The sequence below is a fragment of the Allobosea sp. P4_H5 genome, from assembly GCF_056400825.1.
In genome coordinates, this window is sequence record NZ_JBFUKM010000003.1 from 408,366 (window position 1) to 425,544 (window position 17,179).

20 protein-coding genes and 1 pseudogene are annotated in these 17,179 nt (G+C 61.7%); 6 read left to right on the forward strand and 15 right to left on the reverse strand.

Annotation, left to right across the window (positions count from 1 at the left end; translation table 11 throughout):
• Positions 1-99 precede the first annotated feature (99 nt).
• The 3 genes from AC1DS0_RS08510 to AC1DS0_RS08520 all read right to left on the reverse strand — a co-directional run bounded on the left by AC1DS0_RS08510 (position 100) and on the right by AC1DS0_RS08520 (position 3,578).
• A complete protein-coding gene (locus AC1DS0_RS08510; RefSeq protein ID WP_476813928.1) occupies positions 100-1,221 on the reverse strand; it encodes a phospholipase D-like domain-containing protein in 1,122 nt (373 codons plus the stop codon).
• A 187-nt stretch (positions 1,222-1,408) separates the two neighbouring features.
• Positions 1,409-3,019, reverse strand: coding sequence for an OpgD/OpgG family glucan biosynthesis protein (locus AC1DS0_RS08515; RefSeq protein ID WP_476813929.1), 1,611 nt, complete (start codon positions 3,017-3,019; stop codon positions 1,409-1,411).
• Positions 3,020-3,164: 145 nt separating this feature from the next.
• Positions 3,165-3,578, reverse strand: coding sequence for a DUF1236 domain-containing protein (locus AC1DS0_RS08520; protein WP_476813930.1), 414 nt, complete (start codon positions 3,576-3,578; stop codon positions 3,165-3,167).
• Positions 3,579-3,865: 287 nt separating this feature from the next.
• Between AC1DS0_RS08520 and AC1DS0_RS08525 the strand changes: the two genes are divergently transcribed.
• Together AC1DS0_RS08525 and AC1DS0_RS08530 are read left to right on the forward strand one after the other, a co-directional pair.
• On the forward strand, positions 3,866-4,264 hold the full coding sequence (locus tag AC1DS0_RS08525; RefSeq protein ID WP_476813931.1) for a DUF1236 domain-containing protein: 399 nt from the start codon (positions 3,866-3,868) through the stop codon (positions 4,262-4,264).
• Between the two features lie 202 nt (positions 4,265-4,466).
• On the forward strand, positions 4,467-5,330 hold the full coding sequence (locus AC1DS0_RS08530; RefSeq protein WP_476813932.1) for an NmrA family NAD(P)-binding protein: 864 nt from the start codon (positions 4,467-4,469) through the stop codon (positions 5,328-5,330).
• A 20-nt stretch (positions 5,331-5,350) separates the two neighbouring features.
• Here AC1DS0_RS08530 and AC1DS0_RS08535 read toward each other — a convergent pair whose 3' ends face one another.
• Positions 5,351-5,944 carry an SDR family oxidoreductase gene (locus AC1DS0_RS08535; protein ID WP_476813933.1) on the reverse strand — a complete coding sequence of 198 codons (594 nt, stop codon included), beginning with the start codon at positions 5,942-5,944 and terminating at the stop codon, positions 5,351-5,353.
• A 180-nt stretch (positions 5,945-6,124) separates the two neighbouring features.
• Here AC1DS0_RS08535 and AC1DS0_RS08540 point away from each other — a divergent pair, with 180 nt between their 5' ends.
• Positions 6,125-6,334 carry a hypothetical protein gene (locus tag AC1DS0_RS08540; protein WP_476813934.1) on the forward strand — a complete coding sequence of 70 codons (210 nt, stop codon included), beginning with the start codon at positions 6,125-6,127 and terminating at the stop codon, positions 6,332-6,334.
• Between the two features lie 396 nt (positions 6,335-6,730).
• Here AC1DS0_RS08540 and AC1DS0_RS08545 read toward each other — a convergent pair.
• A pseudogene (locus tag AC1DS0_RS08545) lies at positions 6,731-6,892 on the reverse strand (PRC-barrel domain containing protein); the annotation flags it as partial.
• A 265-nt stretch (positions 6,893-7,157) separates the two neighbouring features.
• Here AC1DS0_RS08545 and AC1DS0_RS08550 point away from each other — a divergent pair.
• Positions 7,158-9,218, forward strand: a complete 2,061-nt coding sequence (locus tag AC1DS0_RS08550) for an ATP-dependent helicase (RefSeq protein WP_476813935.1) — start codon at positions 7,158-7,160, stop codon at positions 9,216-9,218.
• A 40-nt stretch (positions 9,219-9,258) separates the two neighbouring features.
• Here AC1DS0_RS08550 and xth read toward each other — a convergent pair whose 3' ends face one another.
• The 9 genes from xth to AC1DS0_RS08595 all read right to left on the reverse strand — a co-directional run bounded on the left by xth (position 9,259) and on the right by AC1DS0_RS08595 (position 16,116).
• Positions 9,259-10,038 (reverse strand): exodeoxyribonuclease III, encoded by a 780-nt coding sequence (gene xth / locus AC1DS0_RS08555; RefSeq protein ID WP_476813936.1) that lies wholly within the window; start codon positions 10,036-10,038, stop codon positions 9,259-9,261.
• 438 nt (positions 10,039-10,476) lie between these two features.
• Positions 10,477-11,007, reverse strand: a complete 531-nt coding sequence (locus tag AC1DS0_RS08560; RefSeq protein ID WP_476813937.1) for a hypothetical protein — start codon at positions 11,005-11,007, stop codon at positions 10,477-10,479.
• 36 nt (positions 11,008-11,043) lie between these two features.
• A complete protein-coding gene (locus AC1DS0_RS08565; RefSeq protein WP_476813938.1) occupies positions 11,044-11,343 on the reverse strand; it encodes a PepSY domain-containing protein in 300 nt (99 codons plus the stop codon).
• A gap of 150 nt (positions 11,344-11,493) precedes the next feature.
• Positions 11,494-11,721 carry a DUF6894 family protein gene (locus AC1DS0_RS08570; RefSeq protein WP_465248244.1) on the reverse strand — a complete coding sequence of 76 codons (228 nt, stop codon included), beginning with the start codon at positions 11,719-11,721 and terminating at the stop codon, positions 11,494-11,496.
• Between the two features lie 42 nt (positions 11,722-11,763).
• A complete protein-coding gene (locus AC1DS0_RS08575) occupies positions 11,764-12,504 on the reverse strand; it encodes a Crp/Fnr family transcriptional regulator (protein ID WP_476813939.1) in 741 nt (246 codons plus the stop codon).
• A 12-nt stretch (positions 12,505-12,516) separates the two neighbouring features.
• Entirely contained in the window at positions 12,517-12,819 is a 303-nt protein-coding gene (locus tag AC1DS0_RS08580) for a SemiSWEET family sugar transporter (RefSeq protein ID WP_476813940.1), read from the reverse strand.
• Between the two features lie 297 nt (positions 12,820-13,116).
• Positions 13,117-14,160: a sensor histidine kinase gene (locus tag AC1DS0_RS08585; protein WP_476813941.1), complete on the reverse strand. Its 1,044-nt coding sequence runs from the start codon at positions 14,158-14,160 to the stop codon at positions 13,117-13,119.
• Positions 14,161-14,182: 22 nt separating this feature from the next.
• The gene (locus AC1DS0_RS08590) at positions 14,183-14,596 is read right to left on the reverse strand and encodes a response regulator (RefSeq protein ID WP_476814027.1); all 414 of its coding nucleotides are present in this window, start codon (positions 14,594-14,596) and stop codon (positions 14,183-14,185) included.
• A 26-nt stretch (positions 14,597-14,622) separates the two neighbouring features.
• Positions 14,623-16,116 carry a sensor histidine kinase gene (locus AC1DS0_RS08595; protein WP_476813942.1) on the reverse strand — a complete coding sequence of 498 codons (1,494 nt, stop codon included), beginning with the start codon at positions 16,114-16,116 and terminating at the stop codon, positions 14,623-14,625.
• 149 nt (positions 16,117-16,265) lie between these two features.
• Here AC1DS0_RS08595 and AC1DS0_RS08600 point away from each other — a divergent pair, with 149 nt between their 5' ends.
• Positions 16,266-16,475, forward strand: a complete 210-nt coding sequence (locus AC1DS0_RS08600; RefSeq protein WP_476813943.1) for a cold-shock protein — start codon at positions 16,266-16,268, stop codon at positions 16,473-16,475.
• A gap of 110 nt (positions 16,476-16,585) precedes the next feature.
• Positions 16,586-16,822, forward strand: coding sequence for a hypothetical protein (locus AC1DS0_RS08605; protein ID WP_476813944.1), 237 nt, complete (start codon positions 16,586-16,588; stop codon positions 16,820-16,822).
• A gap of 15 nt (positions 16,823-16,837) precedes the next feature.
• On the opposite strand, the gene AC1DS0_RS08610 is transcribed toward AC1DS0_RS08605, so the two are convergent.
• Complete coding sequence (locus AC1DS0_RS08610) at positions 16,838-17,122, reverse strand: hypothetical protein (protein ID WP_476813945.1); 285 nt, start codon at positions 17,120-17,122, stop codon at positions 16,838-16,840.
• Between the last annotated feature and the right edge of the window lie 57 nt (positions 17,123-17,179).

Sequence of the window (17,179 nt, forward strand, 5' to 3'; positions counted from 1 at the left end):
TGCGGCCCCGGAGATTGCACAGCATAGCTCGCCGCTTTGGCCTCTCGGCGTGCCCCCGCTGGACGTGCGGGAATGCGATCGAGTTCCTTTGATATCTTGTTAGATCTGCGACCGGCTTAGGCTGGCTAGCCAATCCGATATTTTCTTGCTCGCCGAGCGATTCTGCCAATCTGAAAAGGTGTAGGGCTTGGAAGCGGCGGCGTCCTCGCCGAACAAGATCGTCTGAGTACGGGCGAATTCCGGATCAAACAGATTGATGTTCGCCTCATCGTTGAGTCTCAAGGCACGATCGTCGATGTTCGTCGACCCAACCGACGTCCAGAGATCATCCACGATCACAAGCTTACAGTGGAAGAAAGTGGGCTGATACTCGCTGATCTTGACCCCGACCTGGAGCAAATCACCCCACAAGTGGCGGGATGCGTTTCTCACTAGGCGCGCATCGGTCTGGGGACCGGGGACGAGGATCTGGATGTCGACACCCCGTTTCCGGGCCTCGAGCAAATGTCGGCGCGTGAGCTCGTCTGGTACGAAATAGGGCGTTGCGATCCGGATGCTCTTTTGCGCGGAGGCGAGCGCGCTCATGAGCATCAGGTGCATGACGTTTCGTTGATGGGTCGAGCTGACGACGACCTGGGCAGCACGGTCGCCTTCCGGGACAATCTCCGGGAAGAAGCGGTCGCCTAGTAGTAGCTCGCCGGTTGCCTCGATCCAGTGTTCGGCGAACGCCGCCTGGAATTCGGCCGCTGCTGGCCCTTCGACGCGATAGTGGTTGTCGCGCCATTCGTTCGGCGAACGCGCGTCGCCGTTCCATTCGTCGGCAATGCCGACACCGCCAGTGAATGCTACGCGCCCGTCGACAACCAGCAATTTGCGGTGCGTGCGGTTATTAATCCGGTCCAAGGAGTACCAAGCGATCGGGCGGAACCGGACGACCTCGACGCCGGCGTGCCGCATCCGCTCAATCAGCTTCTCCTCCATTGGTAAGCTGCCGACCCAGTCAAGTAGCACCTTCACGCTAACGCCCTGTTGAGCCTTCGCGGAAAGAGCGTCCGCGAAGTTCTCAGCAATCGCGCCGCGCCAGTAGATATACGTCTCGAAATTGATCGTCTGCCGTGCTTCGCCGATGGCGCGCAGCATCGCGGGAAAGATCCGGTTGCCGTTGACGAGTGTCTCAACCTTGTTCCCGGGGATATAGTTCGATCCAAAAAGGGCGCCCATCGATGTTTTGAGCTGGCGATCCGAGGCAGTCAGATTGTGGGGGATCGGTTCCCTTAGTTCCTGAGGCTCTGGCAGCAGGTTGCTTATGACGAGGCAACCCACGGCTCCGAGGACCACCGAGAGAACTGCAACGATCAGAGGATGCCGTCGAACTGTCATGAGCGTGGAAACACGAATGGACAGGCCGTCAATTGCGCGCCGGCTCGGTCCGAGGTGGTTGTGGCCGTGTGGAATCGCCGGGCGGAACCGACCAGGTCGCCGTCCAAGTCTCACTCAAAGTGCGATTTCTTGCCCGAAGGAACATGCGTAGTTCGGCTGACTGACCGTCGGGCAGCGATGCGTCGACGATAGCCCGCACCCCTTTCAGCGGCGTATTAAACGTCAATATCTTCGAGGTGACGGTGCCGCCCGTCGCCGTTGCGATCAGCTCTAGGCGATCGGGATCACTTTGATAATATGCGAGATTCCCACCGGCAAAATCGACGATGAAGCGCTTGGTTCCGTTCCCGTCGACAACACCGTCTTCGATGTCAGAGCCATTAAATGTCTGCTGAACTTGCGCGTAGGGATGCAGGTGCCAGGTCGTCGAGATCGCCGAGATGCGATAGCGGAATTCCGCAGCCTGTCCGCTGGGCAAGGGCATTTTGGGTATCCAGCACGCGACGATGTTGTCGAAGGCTTCGTTCACAGTGGGGATTTCGATAAGGTCGATCCGTCCCTCCCCCCAGTCCCCTTGCGGCTGGACCCAGTAACCCGGTCTCGCATCGTAGCGCGCTTCGAGGTCCTGGTAGCTGCCGAAGTCGCGGTCCCGCTGCATCAAACCAAAGCCGCGCGGCTTCTTGTCCCCGAAGCTCGATATGCGCAGTGCCTTGGGATTTCGGACGGGGCGCCAGATCCATTCTCCAGTGCCGGACTGCATCATCAGCCCATCAGAATCGTGGATTTCGGGACGGAAATCGGTTCGCTGGCCAAGATCCCCCTCGCCGGCCTGGAACATTGACGTCAGCGGTGCGATGCCGATCCGTTCGATCTCCCTTCGCGGAATGACGGTTGCAGTGACGTCCATGTAGGTGTCGCGACCCGGACTGACGACATAACGAAAGGCTCCAACGACCGAAGGGGAGTCGAGCAGAGCATAGATGACGAGTTCGGTCGTTTCGCGGGACGGCTCCTCCACCCATAGCGCCCGCATGAAGGGGAACTCCTCGGGGCCCTTGCCACCGACGTCCAGCGCAAGCGAGCGCGCCGAAAGCCCGTAGCGGTGCCCCCGGCCGATCAGCCGGAAATAGCTAGCGCCAAGGAAGGAGATAACTTCATCCTGAACCTTCGGGTCGTTCAGGTTAGTGGTCACTGCGAAGCCAGCGAACCCCAATGCTGGCGACAGCCCTTTCGGAACGAGGACCTTGCCGTATTCGAACAGGCTGGTTGTGAACGGGATTGGCACCGCGTTGCCATTGTTGACGATGTGAACCTGAACGGGCTTGTCGTGTAGAAAACCGAGATGGAATGGAAGTAACCGGAAATCCGATCCGCCATCACGCCAAAATGCTTTGTCGCGACGGAAGCGGATTTCTCGATAGCTGTCATAGCTCAGAGTCGACAGCTCTCTGGGAATCTTTGCGCCCTCGGCGTCGAATGGCTGTTTCGCCAGTGCAGTCGCCCGTTCAACAACCTCGTCATAGCTAAAGAGTCTGGCTGGCCCTGCAGGCGCCTGGGCCTGAACAGATCGGTCTGCCAGTACGCAAGCGCTAGAGGCCCACGCGAGAACTGTGCGGCGAGAAGGAACGTGCAATGCCATGGCCCTTGGAAAAGCGGCCGACGCGGTAATGCGTCGGCCATTAGACGGCGAAGGCAGCGAGGCGCAGGTCGGTGCTGATAGAACTGCTCAATTCTGAGAGATCAACCAACGGGACGGCCCCGCGTGCACGCGGGGCCTGGGCGCGCTACTCGATCACCTGAACAATCCTGCGCGTCCCCGGCTCAACCAGGACCGTGCGGTTGTTGACCACCGTGTACCGATATCCCTTGGCGCCGTACTCGGCCGGCACTTCGCGATAGGTCACGCCGCGCTCGGGCAGAACCGCCCCCACGTGGACCTCCTCCTTGTAGGTGTAAGAAGGCACCCGCTGCTCTGTCACATAGGTTTTGAACCGCGGGGTGTTGTCTCCGATGATGCCGCCGACAACCGCGCCGCCAACTCCACCAACGACCGCGCCTACCGGGCCTCCAACAACCGCACCGCCAACTGCGCCGGTCGCCGCGCCAGCCGCAGCTCCGCCCTGCGCGCCTTGCGGGTTCTGGGCGAAAGCCCCGATAGGTGCCATTGCGATTGCGGCAGCTAGAATGATCTTCTTCATGTCGACCTCCTGGTGGGTGCCCCCCAGATCGTGCCGACAACTTAGAATCCCTATAAAATGTTCCGCCGATCTCCTCTGAGGGCGATGCGGGCACAGGCCGATGGGGCTCAAGTTAGTCTCTCTCGCCACCGCGATCGAAACCGCAAGCCGTGGCAACAAAGACCGCGGGCCCAGCGGCTGACTTGATCTCTGCTCCACATCGGAACCTCCGCATAGTCGGGCAGTTCTTCGGGCTGAGGGATAGCGAAGTGTGAACTTCGGCTTTCACCGTGATGAAGGAACGTCACATGCTCAGGAATGCTCTTTTCGCTGCCGGGCTCGCACTGCTACCTGCCATGGCGTTCGCACAGAATTCTGGGGTAGTCGTCCGCGATCCAGCCGGCGGCTCAACCCGCGATCCGGCGCTCGGCGCAGGCAGCGTGGAGGCCCCCCTAAAGCGGGACCCGGCCGGTGGGGTAATGATCGACGATTCGCCGCGCTTCCGAGCGTATGTGGTCGAGCAGCGCGTCCCTTCCTACACCTATGCCGAGCCGATGGCGGTCGGCACCGTCCTGCCGCAGCAAGGCGTCGTATATCGCGAGGTTCCGACCGAATACGGCGTGAGCGGCTATCGCTACACCGTGGTCAACAACCGGACCGTTCTCGTCGAGCCGAACACGGGTCGAGTCGTCCAGATAATCGAATAATCGGCTGGCCGGTGCGCGGCCGCAGCCAGGTACCTAATCGACAGGCCCGCTCTTCGGAGCGGGCTTCTGCCGCTCACATCAATCTTGAGCAGCTGCCATCCGGAGCGCGATGCGGCTTATGCATCACAGTTCCTGGACCCACACGACGGCCGCGCTGCGCCTGTGTCACCAGATTTCGGATACGAGAACGGAGGAACCATCCATGTTCGTCATCATGGGCGGGACCGGGCACGTCGGCTCGGCAACAGCTGCTATGCTATTGAGCCGAGGCGAAGCGGTGACGATTGTCACGCGCGACCCGGATCATGCTGCCGGATGGCTCGCGAAGGGCGCTAAGCTTGTGAAGGCCGATGTCGCGGATGTGCCTTCCCTGAGGGCTGCATTTCAGCGAGGACGACGGGCCTTCCTGCTCAATCCTCCCGCTGACACGTCGCAGAACACGGATGTCGTCGAACGACGCACAGTCGCCAACATCTTGCGCGCTCTGGATGGCTCAGGGCTGGAGAAGGTTGTCGCGGAGTCGACAGGTGGCGCCCAGCCTGGTGAGCGCATCGGCGATCTCAATGTTCTCTGGGAACTCGAAGAAGGCCTCCGTGCGCAATCGATCCCTTCAGCGATAAATCGCGCCGGCTACTATATGAGCAATTGGGATGGGCTGCTCAAGACCGTCCGCCGAACGGGCAAGCTGCCGACCATGTTTCCGGCGGATGTCTCGATCCCGATGGTCGCACCAGATGATCTCGGCAAAGTTGCCGCCGAGAGACTTCTGTCACCGCCCACTGACATTGGCGTTCGATATGTTGAAGGTCCAAAACGCTATTCGAGCGAAGACGTCGCCGAGGCATTCTCGGGTGCCCTCGGCGATCCAGTTAAAGTTGAGGTCACGCCGCGCAGTAAGTGGAAGGAAGCGTTCCTCCTACTCGGTTTCTCCGAGGCGGCGGCTGCCTCCTATGCACGAATGACCGAAGTCAGCCTCGATGGAGGTTTTGATCTCTCCGACGATCCGGTCCGAGGCGCTACAACTCTCGAAACGTACGTCCAAAAGCTGGCGGCACAACCGAGCTGAAGAGCCCGAGGGGCCAATGATCATCCGTTGACCGGCGTTCCGCCATTGGGATGCAGCACTTGGCCAGTCATATAGCTGGCGTCCTCGCACGCCAGAAACAGGAAGCTGGGAGCCACTTCGTTGGGCTGCCCCGGCCGCTTCATTGGTGTGCCTTCGCCGAAGTGCTCCAACTTCTCCTTGCTCGCGCCGCCCACAGGATTGAGCGGCGTCCAGATAGGACCCGGTGCCACCGCGTTGACGCGAATGCCGTCTCCGACCAGGTTAGCCGCGAGAGCGCGCGTAAAGGCCGTGATTGCGCCCTTGGTTGAACTGTAGTCGAGCAGCTCTGACGAGCCCTTGTAGCTGGTGACCGACGTGCAGTTGACGATCGCTGCCCCCCGCTTCAAATGTGGCCTGGCAGCCTGCGTCATGAAGAACATGCCAAAAATATTAGTCTGGAATGTCCTGCGAAGCTGCTCTTCGGTAATATCGGCGATCTCTTGATCGGGATGCTGCTCACCGGCGTTGTTGACGAGGATATCGAGACGACCGAACGCGTCGATCGTCTGGGCGACGCCTGAGGAAGGTGCCTCTCGCCGATGCCTTGTTGGGGGCGACCAATCGAAGAGAGGCACTGCCCGGATAGAGCGCCAAGGCTCACGCTAACACCGCGATGAGGTTCCATACGCGATACCCACCCTGTTTGGAGGCTGTGGAAGGCCAGCGCTTACCCCAGGCTGACTTGAGGCCGGCGAAATCTCGGGTCAAAATATCCGAGCGGCGACCGGCGCCGTTCCAGTAGGCGAGAGCCGGACATGCACGGAAAGCCAAGCACACCGTCGACGGTGCTCGATGTGATCAACATCATCATCAGCGAGGATCCGACGGAGGGAGCAATCATCAAACTCGCAATCGACGGCTCAACCGACGTCGAACTCTTGTTCGATCCGCTAACCCTGGTCAAATTGCAATCCGCCTTAGCGAGGATGGACAAGGTGCACGCAAAGGCGCTTCCAGCGCAGTAGTGCAAAATGGCCCCGCCGGAGATCCGACGGGCCGTTCCTCAAGATGCTTGTGCTCGTCGGAACCGCTCAACGGCGCGTCGGGTCAGATCGTCCTCATCCTCCGCAATGACCGTCAAGCTGGCGATGATGTAAGCGAGGCGCAATCGCTCTCGCTCGTCGCATGGATCGGGCAGGCTCAACCGGATTTCGTCCCAGGCTGCGTCAAGCGCTGCGCGCGCCCGGGCAAGTTCGACCGGGTCCGTCAGTGATGAGAATGGCATCTCCTTTCTCCAGACTATGTCACCAACGGTGGAATTTTAGCCCGGCCGTGAGAGCCGGCAATATCAAAAGACAAAAAGGCCCGGCCCCGCGCGAGCGAGACCGGGCCGATCATTACAACGCAGCAGGCCCGCGTCCTTACGCGTCGACGTGCTCCGGCATCGCCTTCAATTGATCCTTCGTCCAAGTCGTGACAGCGTGAACGTCATCGTCCTCAACGCGCATGAGCTCGAGCTCGCTCAAAGGGACGGCTACCGGCTTCGCGCTGATACCGAGGAATCCGCCGACATCGATCACGGCTTGGGCACTCAACCCGACCGACTTTCAAGTGTCGCCGGTCAAGCAAAATGAGCGCTACTCGGGCAAGGCGGATGAGGGGCTAGAGCGCAATCTCTGGCAGCTTTGCGTTCTGCCCTCCGACGTGAGAACATAATAAGAACTGGCGTGGCGGAGTCGGATGTGTGGACGTCGCTCAGGCCGCCCGCGGGCAACGTGATAGCAGTCATTCCACATCGCCGACGCATACAACCCGTGCTGCCTTTCAACTTCAGCAGACCGAATCGACATGAACGCGCACGTCTATCTCGACAGCCTCAATCCGGCGCAGCGACGGGCCGTATCGCATGGCGGCGATGCCACCCCTGCCCCACCAGTGCTGATCATCGCTGGCGCCGGCTCTGGCAAGACCAACACGCTGGCGCATCGCGTCGCCCATCTCATCGTCTGCGGCGCCGACCCGCGGCGCATCCTGCTGATGACCTTCTCGCGCCGAGCCGCCTCCGAGATGATCCGCCGCGTCGAACGCATCGCCCGCAAGGTGATGGGTGAAGGCGCCGGAGTCGCCGTCGATGCGTTGAACTGGGCTGGCACCTTCCATGGCGTCGGCGCGCGGCTGCTGCGCGATCTCGCCGAGCAAATCGGACTCGATCCCGCCTTCACCATCCATGACCGTGAGGATGCCGCCGACCTGATGAACCTGGTCCGGCACGAGCTCGGTTTCTCGAAAACCGAGGCGCGCTTTCCGACCAAGGGCACCTGCCTCGCGATCTATTCGCGCTGCGTCAACGCCGAGCAGCCGATCGAGGACGTCCTGCGGCTGTCCTATCCCTGGTGCATCGCCTGGGCGGAGGAGTTGAAGCTGCTCTTCGCGGCCTATGTCGAGGCCAAGCAGCAGCAGAACGTGCTCGATTACGACGACCTGCTACTCTATTGGGCGCAGGCGATGACCGACGCCGACCTCGCTGCCGATGTCGGGGAACGCTTCGACCACGTCATGGTTGACGAATACCAGGACACCAACCGGCTGCAGTCGTCGATCCTGCTGGCGCTTAAGCCCGATGGCCGCGGACTGACGGTGGTCGGCGACGATGCGCAGTCGATCTATTCCTTCCGCGCCGCGACCGTCCGCAACATTCTCGACTTCCCGCTCGCCTTCTCGCCGCCGGCCGAAGTCATCACGCTCGACCAGAACTATCGTTCGACACAGGCGATCCTCGGGGCCGCCAATGCAGTGATCGATCTCGCCGCCGAGCGCTTCACCAAGAACCTCTGGACCGATCGCGCCGCCGGGGCAGCACCGGAATTGGTCAATGTCCGGGACGAGGCCGACCAGGCGCGCTTTATCGCAGAGATGGTGCTGCAGAACCGCGAGGCCGGCGCGGCGCTGAAACAGCAGGCCGTGCTCTTCCGGGCATCGCACCATAGCGGCCCGCTCGAGATCGAGCTGACGCGCCGGAACATCCCGTTCGTAAAATTCGGCGGGCTGAAATTCCTCGACGCCGCGCACGTCAAGGACCTGCTCGCGCTGCTGCGCTTCGTCGAGAACCCGCGCGACCGGGTTTCCGCCTTCCGCGTCATGCAGCTCATGCCGGGCGTCGGGCCGACCTCGGCCCAGCGTGTCATCGAGCACCTGGCGCAGGCGCCCGACGGGGCAGAAGCCTTGCGCGATGCCCCCGCTCCGGCCCGAGCCGGCGAGGACTGGACCGCGTTCGTTGAGGCGATCGAGACGCTGCGCTCCGGCAAGTCGGGCTGGCCGGCCGAGATCGAGCGCGCCCGGCTTTGGTACGAACCGCATCTGGAGCGCATCCATGAGGACGCGACGACGCGCCAGGCCGATCTCCTGCAGCTCGAGCAGATCGCTGGCGGGTATCCCTCGCGCGAGCGTTTCCTGACCGAGCTGACGCTCGATCCACCCGATGCCACCAGCGACCAAGCCGGCATGCCACATCTCGACGAGGACTACCTGATCCTCTCGACCATCCATTCGGCCAAAGGGCAGGAGTGGAAGTCGGTCTTCGTCATGAACGTGGTGGATGGCTGCATTCCGATCGACTTAGGCGCAGGCGCCAAGGACGAAATCGAGGAGGAACGCCGGCTGCTCTATGTCGCGATGACGCGCGCCAAAGATGATCTGCATCTGATGGTGCCGCAGCGCTTCTTCACACACGGCCAGTCGTCGACTGGTGACCGGCACGTCTATGCAGCGCGCACGCGCTTCATCCCAAACAATCTCTTGATGCATTTCAAGCGGCGCGCCTGGCCTCTCGTAGCGCCCGCTGACGGACGGTCGGCCTCGACCGGGCCAAAGATCGACGTTCGCGCCAAGATGCGAGGCATGTGGCGCTGATCTGCTGGCCGCTATTGCAGCGAACTGAACCCGAACGAGACTATTTCGCCGGGCCCAGCTGAATCCACGTCGGAGCATGGTCGCTCGCCTTGTCCCAGCCGCGCACATGCCGATCAACATCGGCGGCGACGAGCCGCTTGGATAGTTCCGAGCTCAGCAGCAAATGGTCGAGCCGAAGCCCCGCGTTCCGGCCCCAGGCATTCCGAAAATAGTCCCAGAAGGTGTAGACTTGCTCATCCGGATGCATGGCCCGAATTGCGTCGGTCCATCCCTGCGCGATTAGGTCTCGAAAGGCCTGGCGCACCTCAGGCCGGAACAACGCATCGTCGACCCAGCGTTCCGGCTTGTAGACGTCAATCTCGGTCGGAATCACGTTGAAGTCGCCGATCAGAGCGACCGGAATCTTGTGAGCGAGCAGCTCAGCTGCATGAGAGGTGAGCCGCTCCAGCCAGGCGAGCTTGTAATCGAACTTTGGACCCGGCGCCGGATTGCCGTTCGGCGTATAGAGGCACCCAATCAGCACCCCGCCAATGGCAGCCTCGATATAGCGGCTCGGAGCAGCCTCTTCATCGGCCGGCAGACCTCGGCGTGTTTCGATCGGGTCGGAACCGCGGGCCAGGATGGCAACGCCATTCCAGCTCTTCTGCCCGTGCCAGATTGCCCCATATCCCGCGGCTCTTATCGCGGCTTCCGGGAACTTGCTCTGAGGCGCCTTCAGCTCCTGCAGGCAGACGACGTCCGGCTCAGCTTCGGACAGCCACCGCAGCAGGACCGGCAAACGGCTTTTGATGCCGTTGATGTTGAAGCTGGCCAACTTCACCGCGGAATCCCTGGTGTTGCGCGCGCGGCCCTGTGGCCTAGTTGCTTCTTGCGCGCTTGCGACGGCGGCTGATCAGGAAACGATCGACCGACCGGCGAATGAGTTCATGATCATCGGTCGCGAAATGGATGTTGCTCGCCACGATCCCATACAGGCTCGCTCTTGCAGGCTGGCAATCAGACGGGATGAGGCACCGCAATCGCAGCGCCGACCAGGCGCAGTCGACGGCAGCATGGACGCGCGCGATGTCCACTGGGTCGACCAGCACCGCGAATGGGTCGCGTTCGCAAGAAACGAAGTCATCTACGGGCAAGGCTTGCCTCTCGGGCTGATCAATCCGCCAGAAAACGCCTTGCGCAGCCGCCCGGTTCCTAATCACTCAGACAAAAGAAATGCCCCGCCAGATTGGCCGGCGGAGCAAGATCGGGCGATGCAAGATCAGATGATGGGACGGTACGGCTCGCCGCGCTCGTCGAACTGCGACCAGCCCTCATTCCTATAGTCCGTGAGCCGTGCGTCGCGATCGATCGGAGCCGCGCCATCCATGATGGCCTCCGCCGCCGGCGCCTGGTCCTCGTGGGCCTTCACCGAAACGACGCTACCGCCACGCCGCACCGTTTCGGCGTAATAGTTGGCGCTCGCCTCATCCTCGCCGGCGCTCGTGAGCGCGCCGATGATTCCGCCGGTCACGCCGCCCGCCGCGGCACCGGCTGCGGTGGACGCAAGCCAACCAGCCGCGACGACCGGGCCAATCCCGGGGATGGCGAGAAGGCCGAGTCCGGCGAGCAGGCCCGCCGCGCCGCCGAGAGCCGCACCAATGCCGGCGCCCTCCCCAGCGTTGCTGTCGTCAGTGCTCGCGTGGCGGCCGATTAGGCTGATGTTCGCCGCGGGGAATCCGGCAGCCTGGAGATCGTCGACCACCCGGCGCGCAGCATCGTAGGTCTCGTAGGAACGGGTGACAGTACGCATGAGAATTCTCCTCGTCTTGAGATAGAAGGCCGGTGGTCAGTTGCGGGTGATGTTGCCGCGATAGTCGACTGAGACGCTGACCTGTGCGCCGGAATGGGTCGCAGTGCCTTTCCAGACGCCGTTGTCGTCCTTCTTGAGGCTACCGACATTGGAATAGCCGTTGGCCTCAAGCCGGCTCTTGGCCTGCCCTTCGGTGAAGCTGTTGGCGCCGGGTAGCGGCGCGTTGGCGTCCGCCGGAGCGTTCGGCGACGGCGTCGGGGCGGTGGTCGACGTTTGCGCGATGGCCGCCGTCGACATCAAGGCGCAGAAAAGGAACGTGAGAACCACGTTTCGCATCGGAATCTCCTTATGTGCCAGAGAGTTAGCCAGTTGCTACAAACAACGGCGGCAGCGAAGAGAAGTTCCGTGTCAGCGCCTTGAAGTGGTTCGGTGGATTGCTTCGAAACGCCGCGGTTTGCTGAAACGGTTGAGCGGGAATGCGAGCCCCTAGTGGCCGTCGAGATTCAGGGTCACCGTATAGATGTCAGCACCAGCGGCATCCCTTACGACGACCGCCAATTCCATGTGGTCGCCATTGGGGAGCTTTTCGCGATTGATTCCAGCGAGAAGCTCCTTCGCAGCATTTTTGGCAGCTTGGTCATTGGGCAATTCAGTGCCCTCGTCGTCCAATTCGACGTGCTGGCCGTCGCGCGTGTGAAAGAAATACCGGGGCATGCCTGTCAAATGCGGCTCGCCCTCCGGTGTTCCAGCGCAAACTCACTTTTTGGAGCGGACTTCCCGCAAATGCAGATAGTCGGGATCGAAATCCGCCAGCTTGCACAGGCCTGCCCAATCAAGAATCGTCAGCCTGTTTGACCGAAGGCGCACTAGCCCAGCTTGCCTGATCTCTCGCAGCTTCTTGTTCATGTGAACGGTGGAGAGTCCAAGTGCATCGGCGATTTCCGGCTGCGTCAGTGGCAGCTCGCAGGTCTTGCCGTCGGAAAGGCCGATCGCCGTCATCTTGGTGATGAACTCGCAGAACAGGTGAGCGATACGGCTCGGAGCCGAGCGCCGGCCGATTCCCACCATCCACTCGCGGTAGATGGCGGCCTCCACGAGCGTCTCGCGCCAGAATGCTTCCGCGATCCGGTAATAAGAGCGGGTCAGGGCCCGAACGGCCTCATGAGGAATGAAGCCGACGGTCGCGGGCGTGAGCGTTGCGAGATTGTGATCCATCAGCTCGATGAGGAGCGAATGGATATCGGGGATGTCGCCCGGCAGGTGCAAGGATAGGATCTGGCGCTGCCCGTCGCCCACGATCTTATAGCGGCAAACCAGCCCTTCAGCGACGAGGCAGCATTGCTTCGTGCGCTCCCCCTCGCTGACGATGTCGTGCCCGCTCTCGAACTGTTTGAGGATCAGCGGCAGCCGGAGAAGCTGGTCTCGCTCCTCTGATTGCAAGGGCGAACTCGTCTCGAGCTTCCGAACGAGCCCGCGAAGATAATGGTCCTTGTCCATCAGCCCTCGATCTTATGAATCAGGATCCATGGTATCAGCCATTGCGTCCTTTTTCGCCTGCGGCAGCAACGTCATCAGGAGAATGAAGGAGGCAAGCAGCAGACAGACGCTATTCGTCACGATCAACGGCCACTCGCCGAGTCCAACGCCGTAGAAGGTCCAAAGTGCGAAACCCGCCACGGTGAAACTGTACATCGTAGGCGAGATCGAGCTGGTGTCGCGAGATTTGACGATGCGCCAGGCCTGCGGCACGAAGCTGACCATCGAGCAAACCGCGGCAATGGCGCCTGCGGCCGTTATCCAGTTCATCGTCATGTTCCACCTGTTGCACGAGTCAACGGAGGAGCGGCTGAGGCGCGCTCGAAGATTCCAATGCGGGCGATGGCAACCGATCGTTCACCAACATCTCTGGCATTTGCATCAAATCCCCCGGAACGCGGAACGATCCGCTTGCCGCGGAATTGCTCGCGACGAGCGAGGAATAAATCGAATGCGGTGCGACCTTTCCCTGGAGTTCTGGATCTATCTTGCCCTGGCGCTCAATCTGGCGTTGGCGATTGCAATCAACCTCTAGTCCGAGGCCGACGGTCGCGCGCTAGCCTAGCGTTCGCTCTATCCCAGCTTTTCATCGAATGTGATCGACGCCAGCGTGCCGATTGGCTGGCTGCGATATTCAAGGTGCGATCCCAGGCTTTTCGACATCGCGGCGATGATCTTCGCGCCAAGCCCGCTGCCCTTTGCCGTCCCGTCCCTCGTCCAGCCGATACCGTCGTCAGCAACACTGAGCGTGATCTGATTGGGTTGGGTCCGGGTAATGCTGACGCGGACCTCTCCTTCGCCGGCCGGGTAGGCATATTTCAGGGCATTGGTGACGAGTTCCGTCGCGATCATGCCGACGGAGACGGCGCGATCCGTCTTGATCGAGACCGGCTCGGCGTCGAGCTTGACGATCGGCGTCCTGCCCGAAGCGGTGATCGAGTTGCCCAATTCGCCGACGAGCGTTTCCAGATAGGCTGCGAGATCGACCCGCTGGACGTCTGTCGAGGTGTAGAGGCTACGGTGCAGGTTCGCGATGGCCGTGATGCGTGCCTGCGTCTCTGCCAACGCCGCCTTGGCGCCAGCCTCTTTCACAGCACCGGCCTGCATCCGGACTAGTGAACTGACGAGCGCCAGGCTGTTAGCTACGCGGTGGTTGACCTCCGCCAGCAGCATTTCGGCGCGGTCCCTGGCCTGCCGAACCTCTTGCTCAGCAGCTTCTTTCGCCCGCATCAGTCGGGCGCGTTCGACGGCCTGTTCAAGCGCAGCAACCAGTAGCACTTCGAAATCATCGCCGATTGCCTTCACGACATAATCGACGGCGCCCGCCTTGAGCGCTTGGACCGCGATGGAGAGCTCAGTCGAAGCGGTGACATAGACGACTGGGGGCGCTTGCTCGCGTGCTTTCAGATCCTCGAGGACGGCAAGGCCTGAGGTCGCGCCGAGGTCGTGGTCGAGAATGACCGCGTCGATTTCGCCCTCGTCCAGACGCACGAGCCCATCCTCGGCGGTCGTCACGTGATCGACTTGGTAGCCGCGGCGACCAAGAATCCGCTGAACGAACCGCCCCAAGGCGGCGTCGTCATCAATGTACAGGACCTTGATTGTGCGGTTGGGCATTACCGCGTCGCCGCCGATCGCATCATTCGGTTTCTGGAACCTGCATCACCGAGAAAAACAACCCCAGCTGCTTGATAGCGTTGGCAAAGCCCTCGTAGTCGACGGGCTTCGTGATGTAGACGTTCGCACCGAGATCGTAGCAGCGCTGGATCTCGCGGCTGTCGTCGGTCGTAGTCAGAACGATGACCGGCGAGCGGCGGGTATGTTGGTTCGCCTTGACCCTCTCCAAGATGTCGACGCCAGCCATGTCCGGCAGGTTCAGGTCGAGCAGGATGAGCAGCTGCCGACGGGAGCTGGCTTCACCCGTCCCGTCCGCACCGAACAGGAACGCCAGCGCGTCCGTGCCGTTCTGGAACGGGATGATCTCGTTGTTCACACCTGCTCGGCGGATGTTCTTTTCGATGAGACGGGCATGCCCCTCGTCATCCTCGATCATCACGATCGAAACCGGCTTTCCATTGCTCACGTGGAGGCACTCCGCTGAACCGCGCTGAGGTCAGGCGGCAACAAGATCGAGAAGGTCGTGCCAGTGTCCAACTCGGACCTGACGGTGATGTCGCCGCCGAGATTGCGGACGATCGTCCGGACATGCGCCAGCCCGATGCCTTCGCCTGGCTTGTCTTGCGTTCCGGATCGACGAAAGAGCTCAAAAATCCGTTCGTGGTCGGTCGGTGCAATGCCTCGGCCGTTGTCTTCGATCTCGATGACTACCCAGCCGGACTTCTCCCGCTTCGCGCGCATCAGCACCTTGAGCTCGCGCTTCGGCGACCGGTACTTGATCGCATTGTCCAGGAGGTTACCGAGAACCTGTTCCATCGATAAACGGTCGCTACGGATTTTGAGCGGCGGACAATCGACGGTGATGCCGTCGCCGTTCTCACTCGCCTGATGATGGACGGCCGCCGCAGCAGCTTCGAGCGCGGATGGGAGATCGATCGCTTCGGCGCGCAGGATCCGTTTTCCCTCGCGCGAGATCTTCAGGATGGCGTTGATCAGTCCATCCATCTTGCGCGTCGAGGACCGTATGAAGCTGATCGCTTCCGGCAGGTCCACGTCGACCGCCGTGCGGGCTTCCTCCAGTATCGCCGGGGTAGCTGCTTCGACGGCATCGAAATAGGTTTTGATGGGTGCCGCAGTCGCTTCGAGCTCGCTCGTAAAGCCCATGATGTTCACGAGCGGCGCTCGCAAATCATGGGTCACGATATAGGCGAAGCGTTGGATCTCTTCGTTAGCCCGTGTGAGCGCTTCGGTGCGCTGCTGCACGCGGTCTTCCAGCCCGATGTTCAGGGCAGCGACCTCGGTGCGGGCGAGGATGATCTCGCGAGTATATCGCGCAATCGTCCAGAATGCCGCGGCCGCGAAGAGAATGATCACCAGTGCACCAAGAGCGATGGTCCAGCGCAACCGCGCCGATGCGGTTTCCTGGTCGGCGATCGCCTGCTGCAACCGTTGCTCGGATTGCGCGATGACCTTGCCGAGTCCAACGCGGGCTTCATCCATCAGATCGCGGCCGGAGCCTCGACGAAGTGTGGCGATTGCGTCGTCCCAGGCGCCGCGTTGCGCCAAGGCGACGGTTTGCGCCAGCTCAGCCAGCTTCCCGCGCAGCGCCTCTTCCAGTCGCGCGACCTCTGCTTGCGCCAGTTCGGCGGCTCCGGCGGATGCTTTCGCGCGCTGCAGCGTCGTCTCGAACTTGGCCACGGCATCGGTGTAGGGCGCAAGATAAGCGGCATCACGCGACAACAGGTAGCCGCGCTGGCCGGTTTCGGCATCCTGGGCGAGCGATAGAAGGTCGGCTGTCGCACTTCGTGTTTCGCGTACCGCGACCACTTCCTCGAACTGGCGTTCGGAGACCCAGGTCAACCAGAACGCCGCGAGAACTATGATCAGCAGAGCAATCGCACCACCTGCGAGCAGCAGGAGGTTCGATCTGAGGAATTGCGCGGGAGTAATAGGCATAAGCAGACTCTAGGGGCTGGCCTCCATGGCTGGAGCCCCTCAACGGCGCAATAGCAAATGACAGGGTTCTGAAAATTTAAAGCCCCTCCCGCACAGTTGCCCTCCAAGGCGACGGCAGCCATGCTCGCAATCCCAACAAGGAGGCGGGAATGGCGACCGGCACAGTGAAATGGTTCAACACCACGAAAGGCTTCGGCTTCATTCAGCCGGACGGAGGCGGTCAGGACGTGTTCGTTCATATCAGCGCGGTGCAGCGCGCCGGCCTTCGGGAACTGCAAGAGGGTCAGAAGATTTCCTACGAGGTCGTTGCGGACAAGAGGTCGGGCAAGTCGTCTGCGGAAGATCTCAAGGCCGAGTAGGCCGTCTCCGCAGCTCGCACGCTACGCCACCAGCCCGCCGGCCGGCGGCTTTCCTAAGCCAGGGAACAACCAGGCCCCGCTCCGGTTGCAACGCAAACGGAGGAAAAGCCATGGCCAAGCAACCCGAAGCTCTCGCCACCTTTGCGGCCAGCGCCAGGAACGCTGGCAAGAAGCCGAAGGATATCGGCCTTGAAGCGACGCCTAAGACGAAACCGCTAGCGACCGACCCCAACAAGAAGAATGAGGCCGCCCGCAAGGTGTTGCGCGAAGGCGTGCTCCATAGGGATCAGGGCGCTGCCGAGGCGATCGACGCTTTGCCTGATCGGACGCGGACCAAGAAGAGCTGATCTCCGAACAACGGATCAGCTCTGAGCCGTGCTGCCGCGGCCGCGGCGCGCCGAGGTTGAAGGCGCTTTCCGTGGCGCTGAGCGTCGGCGCTTGAGAGTCACGTCCTTGGCGTGGTGCGCTCGCGTTTCGATGTTGAGACGGTAGAGGCCGTAGCCAAGCGCTCCAACCACGAGGATCGGCGCGGGCAACCTTGCCGCGAGCAGCGTCAATGGAACGGTCATCCCCTCAGGGATGTCGCCGCGCTCGACATCGCGCGCAATCCAGGCTGTGGCGACGCTATTGAGTATGGCTTTGATCATGTCGCAGGCTCGGCGTTACAGCGCTGGGTGCAAGTGGCGGGTCAGTCAGCCTCATCG

Excerpts from the sequence above, each read along its gene's own strand:
- AC1DS0_RS08510 (WP_476813928.1), bottom strand. The coding sequence starts at position 1,221 with ATGGGCGCCCTTTTTGGATCGAACTATATCCCCGGGAACAAGGTTGAG.
- AC1DS0_RS08515 (WP_476813929.1), bottom strand. The coding sequence starts at position 3,019 with ATGGCATTGCACGTTCCTTCTCGCCGCACAGTTCTCGCGTGGGCCTCT.
- AC1DS0_RS08520 (WP_476813930.1), bottom strand. The coding sequence starts at position 3,578 with ATGAAGAAGATCATTCTAGCTGCCGCAATCGCAATGGCACCTATCGGG.
- AC1DS0_RS08525 (WP_476813931.1), top strand. The coding sequence starts at position 3,866 with ATGCTCAGGAATGCTCTTTTCGCTGCCGGGCTCGCACTGCTACCTGCC.
- AC1DS0_RS08530 (WP_476813932.1), top strand. The coding sequence starts at position 4,467 with ATGTTCGTCATCATGGGCGGGACCGGGCACGTCGGCTCGGCAACAGCT.
- AC1DS0_RS08540 (WP_476813934.1), top strand. The coding sequence starts at position 6,125 with ATGCACGGAAAGCCAAGCACACCGTCGACGGTGCTCGATGTGATCAAC.
- AC1DS0_RS08550 (WP_476813935.1), top strand. The coding sequence starts at position 7,158 with ATGAACGCGCACGTCTATCTCGACAGCCTCAATCCGGCGCAGCGACGG.
- AC1DS0_RS08560 (WP_476813937.1), bottom strand. The coding sequence starts at position 11,007 with ATGCGTACTGTCACCCGTTCCTACGAGACCTACGATGCTGCGCGCCGG.
- AC1DS0_RS08565 (WP_476813938.1), bottom strand. The coding sequence starts at position 11,343 with ATGCGAAACGTGGTTCTCACGTTCCTTTTCTGCGCCTTGATGTCGACG.
- AC1DS0_RS08570 (WP_465248244.1), bottom strand. The coding sequence starts at position 11,721 with ATGCCCCGGTATTTCTTTCACACGCGCGACGGCCAGCACGTCGAATTG.
- AC1DS0_RS08575 (WP_476813939.1), bottom strand. The coding sequence starts at position 12,504 with ATGGACAAGGACCATTATCTTCGCGGGCTCGTTCGGAAGCTCGAGACG.
- AC1DS0_RS08580 (WP_476813940.1), bottom strand. The coding sequence starts at position 12,819 with ATGACGATGAACTGGATAACGGCCGCAGGCGCCATTGCCGCGGTTTGC.
- AC1DS0_RS08585 (WP_476813941.1), bottom strand. The coding sequence starts at position 14,160 with ATGCCCAACCGCACAATCAAGGTCCTGTACATTGATGACGACGCCGCC.
- AC1DS0_RS08590 (WP_476814027.1), bottom strand. The coding sequence starts at position 14,596 with ATGATCGAGGATGACGAGGGGCATGCCCGTCTCATCGAAAAGAACATC.
- AC1DS0_RS08595 (WP_476813942.1), bottom strand. The coding sequence starts at position 16,116 with ATGCCTATTACTCCCGCGCAATTCCTCAGATCGAACCTCCTGCTGCTC.
- AC1DS0_RS08600 (WP_476813943.1), top strand. The coding sequence starts at position 16,266 with ATGGCGACCGGCACAGTGAAATGGTTCAACACCACGAAAGGCTTCGGC.
- AC1DS0_RS08605 (WP_476813944.1), top strand. The coding sequence starts at position 16,586 with ATGGCCAAGCAACCCGAAGCTCTCGCCACCTTTGCGGCCAGCGCCAGG.
- AC1DS0_RS08610 (WP_476813945.1), bottom strand. The coding sequence starts at position 17,122 with ATGATCAAAGCCATACTCAATAGCGTCGCCACAGCCTGGATTGCGCGC.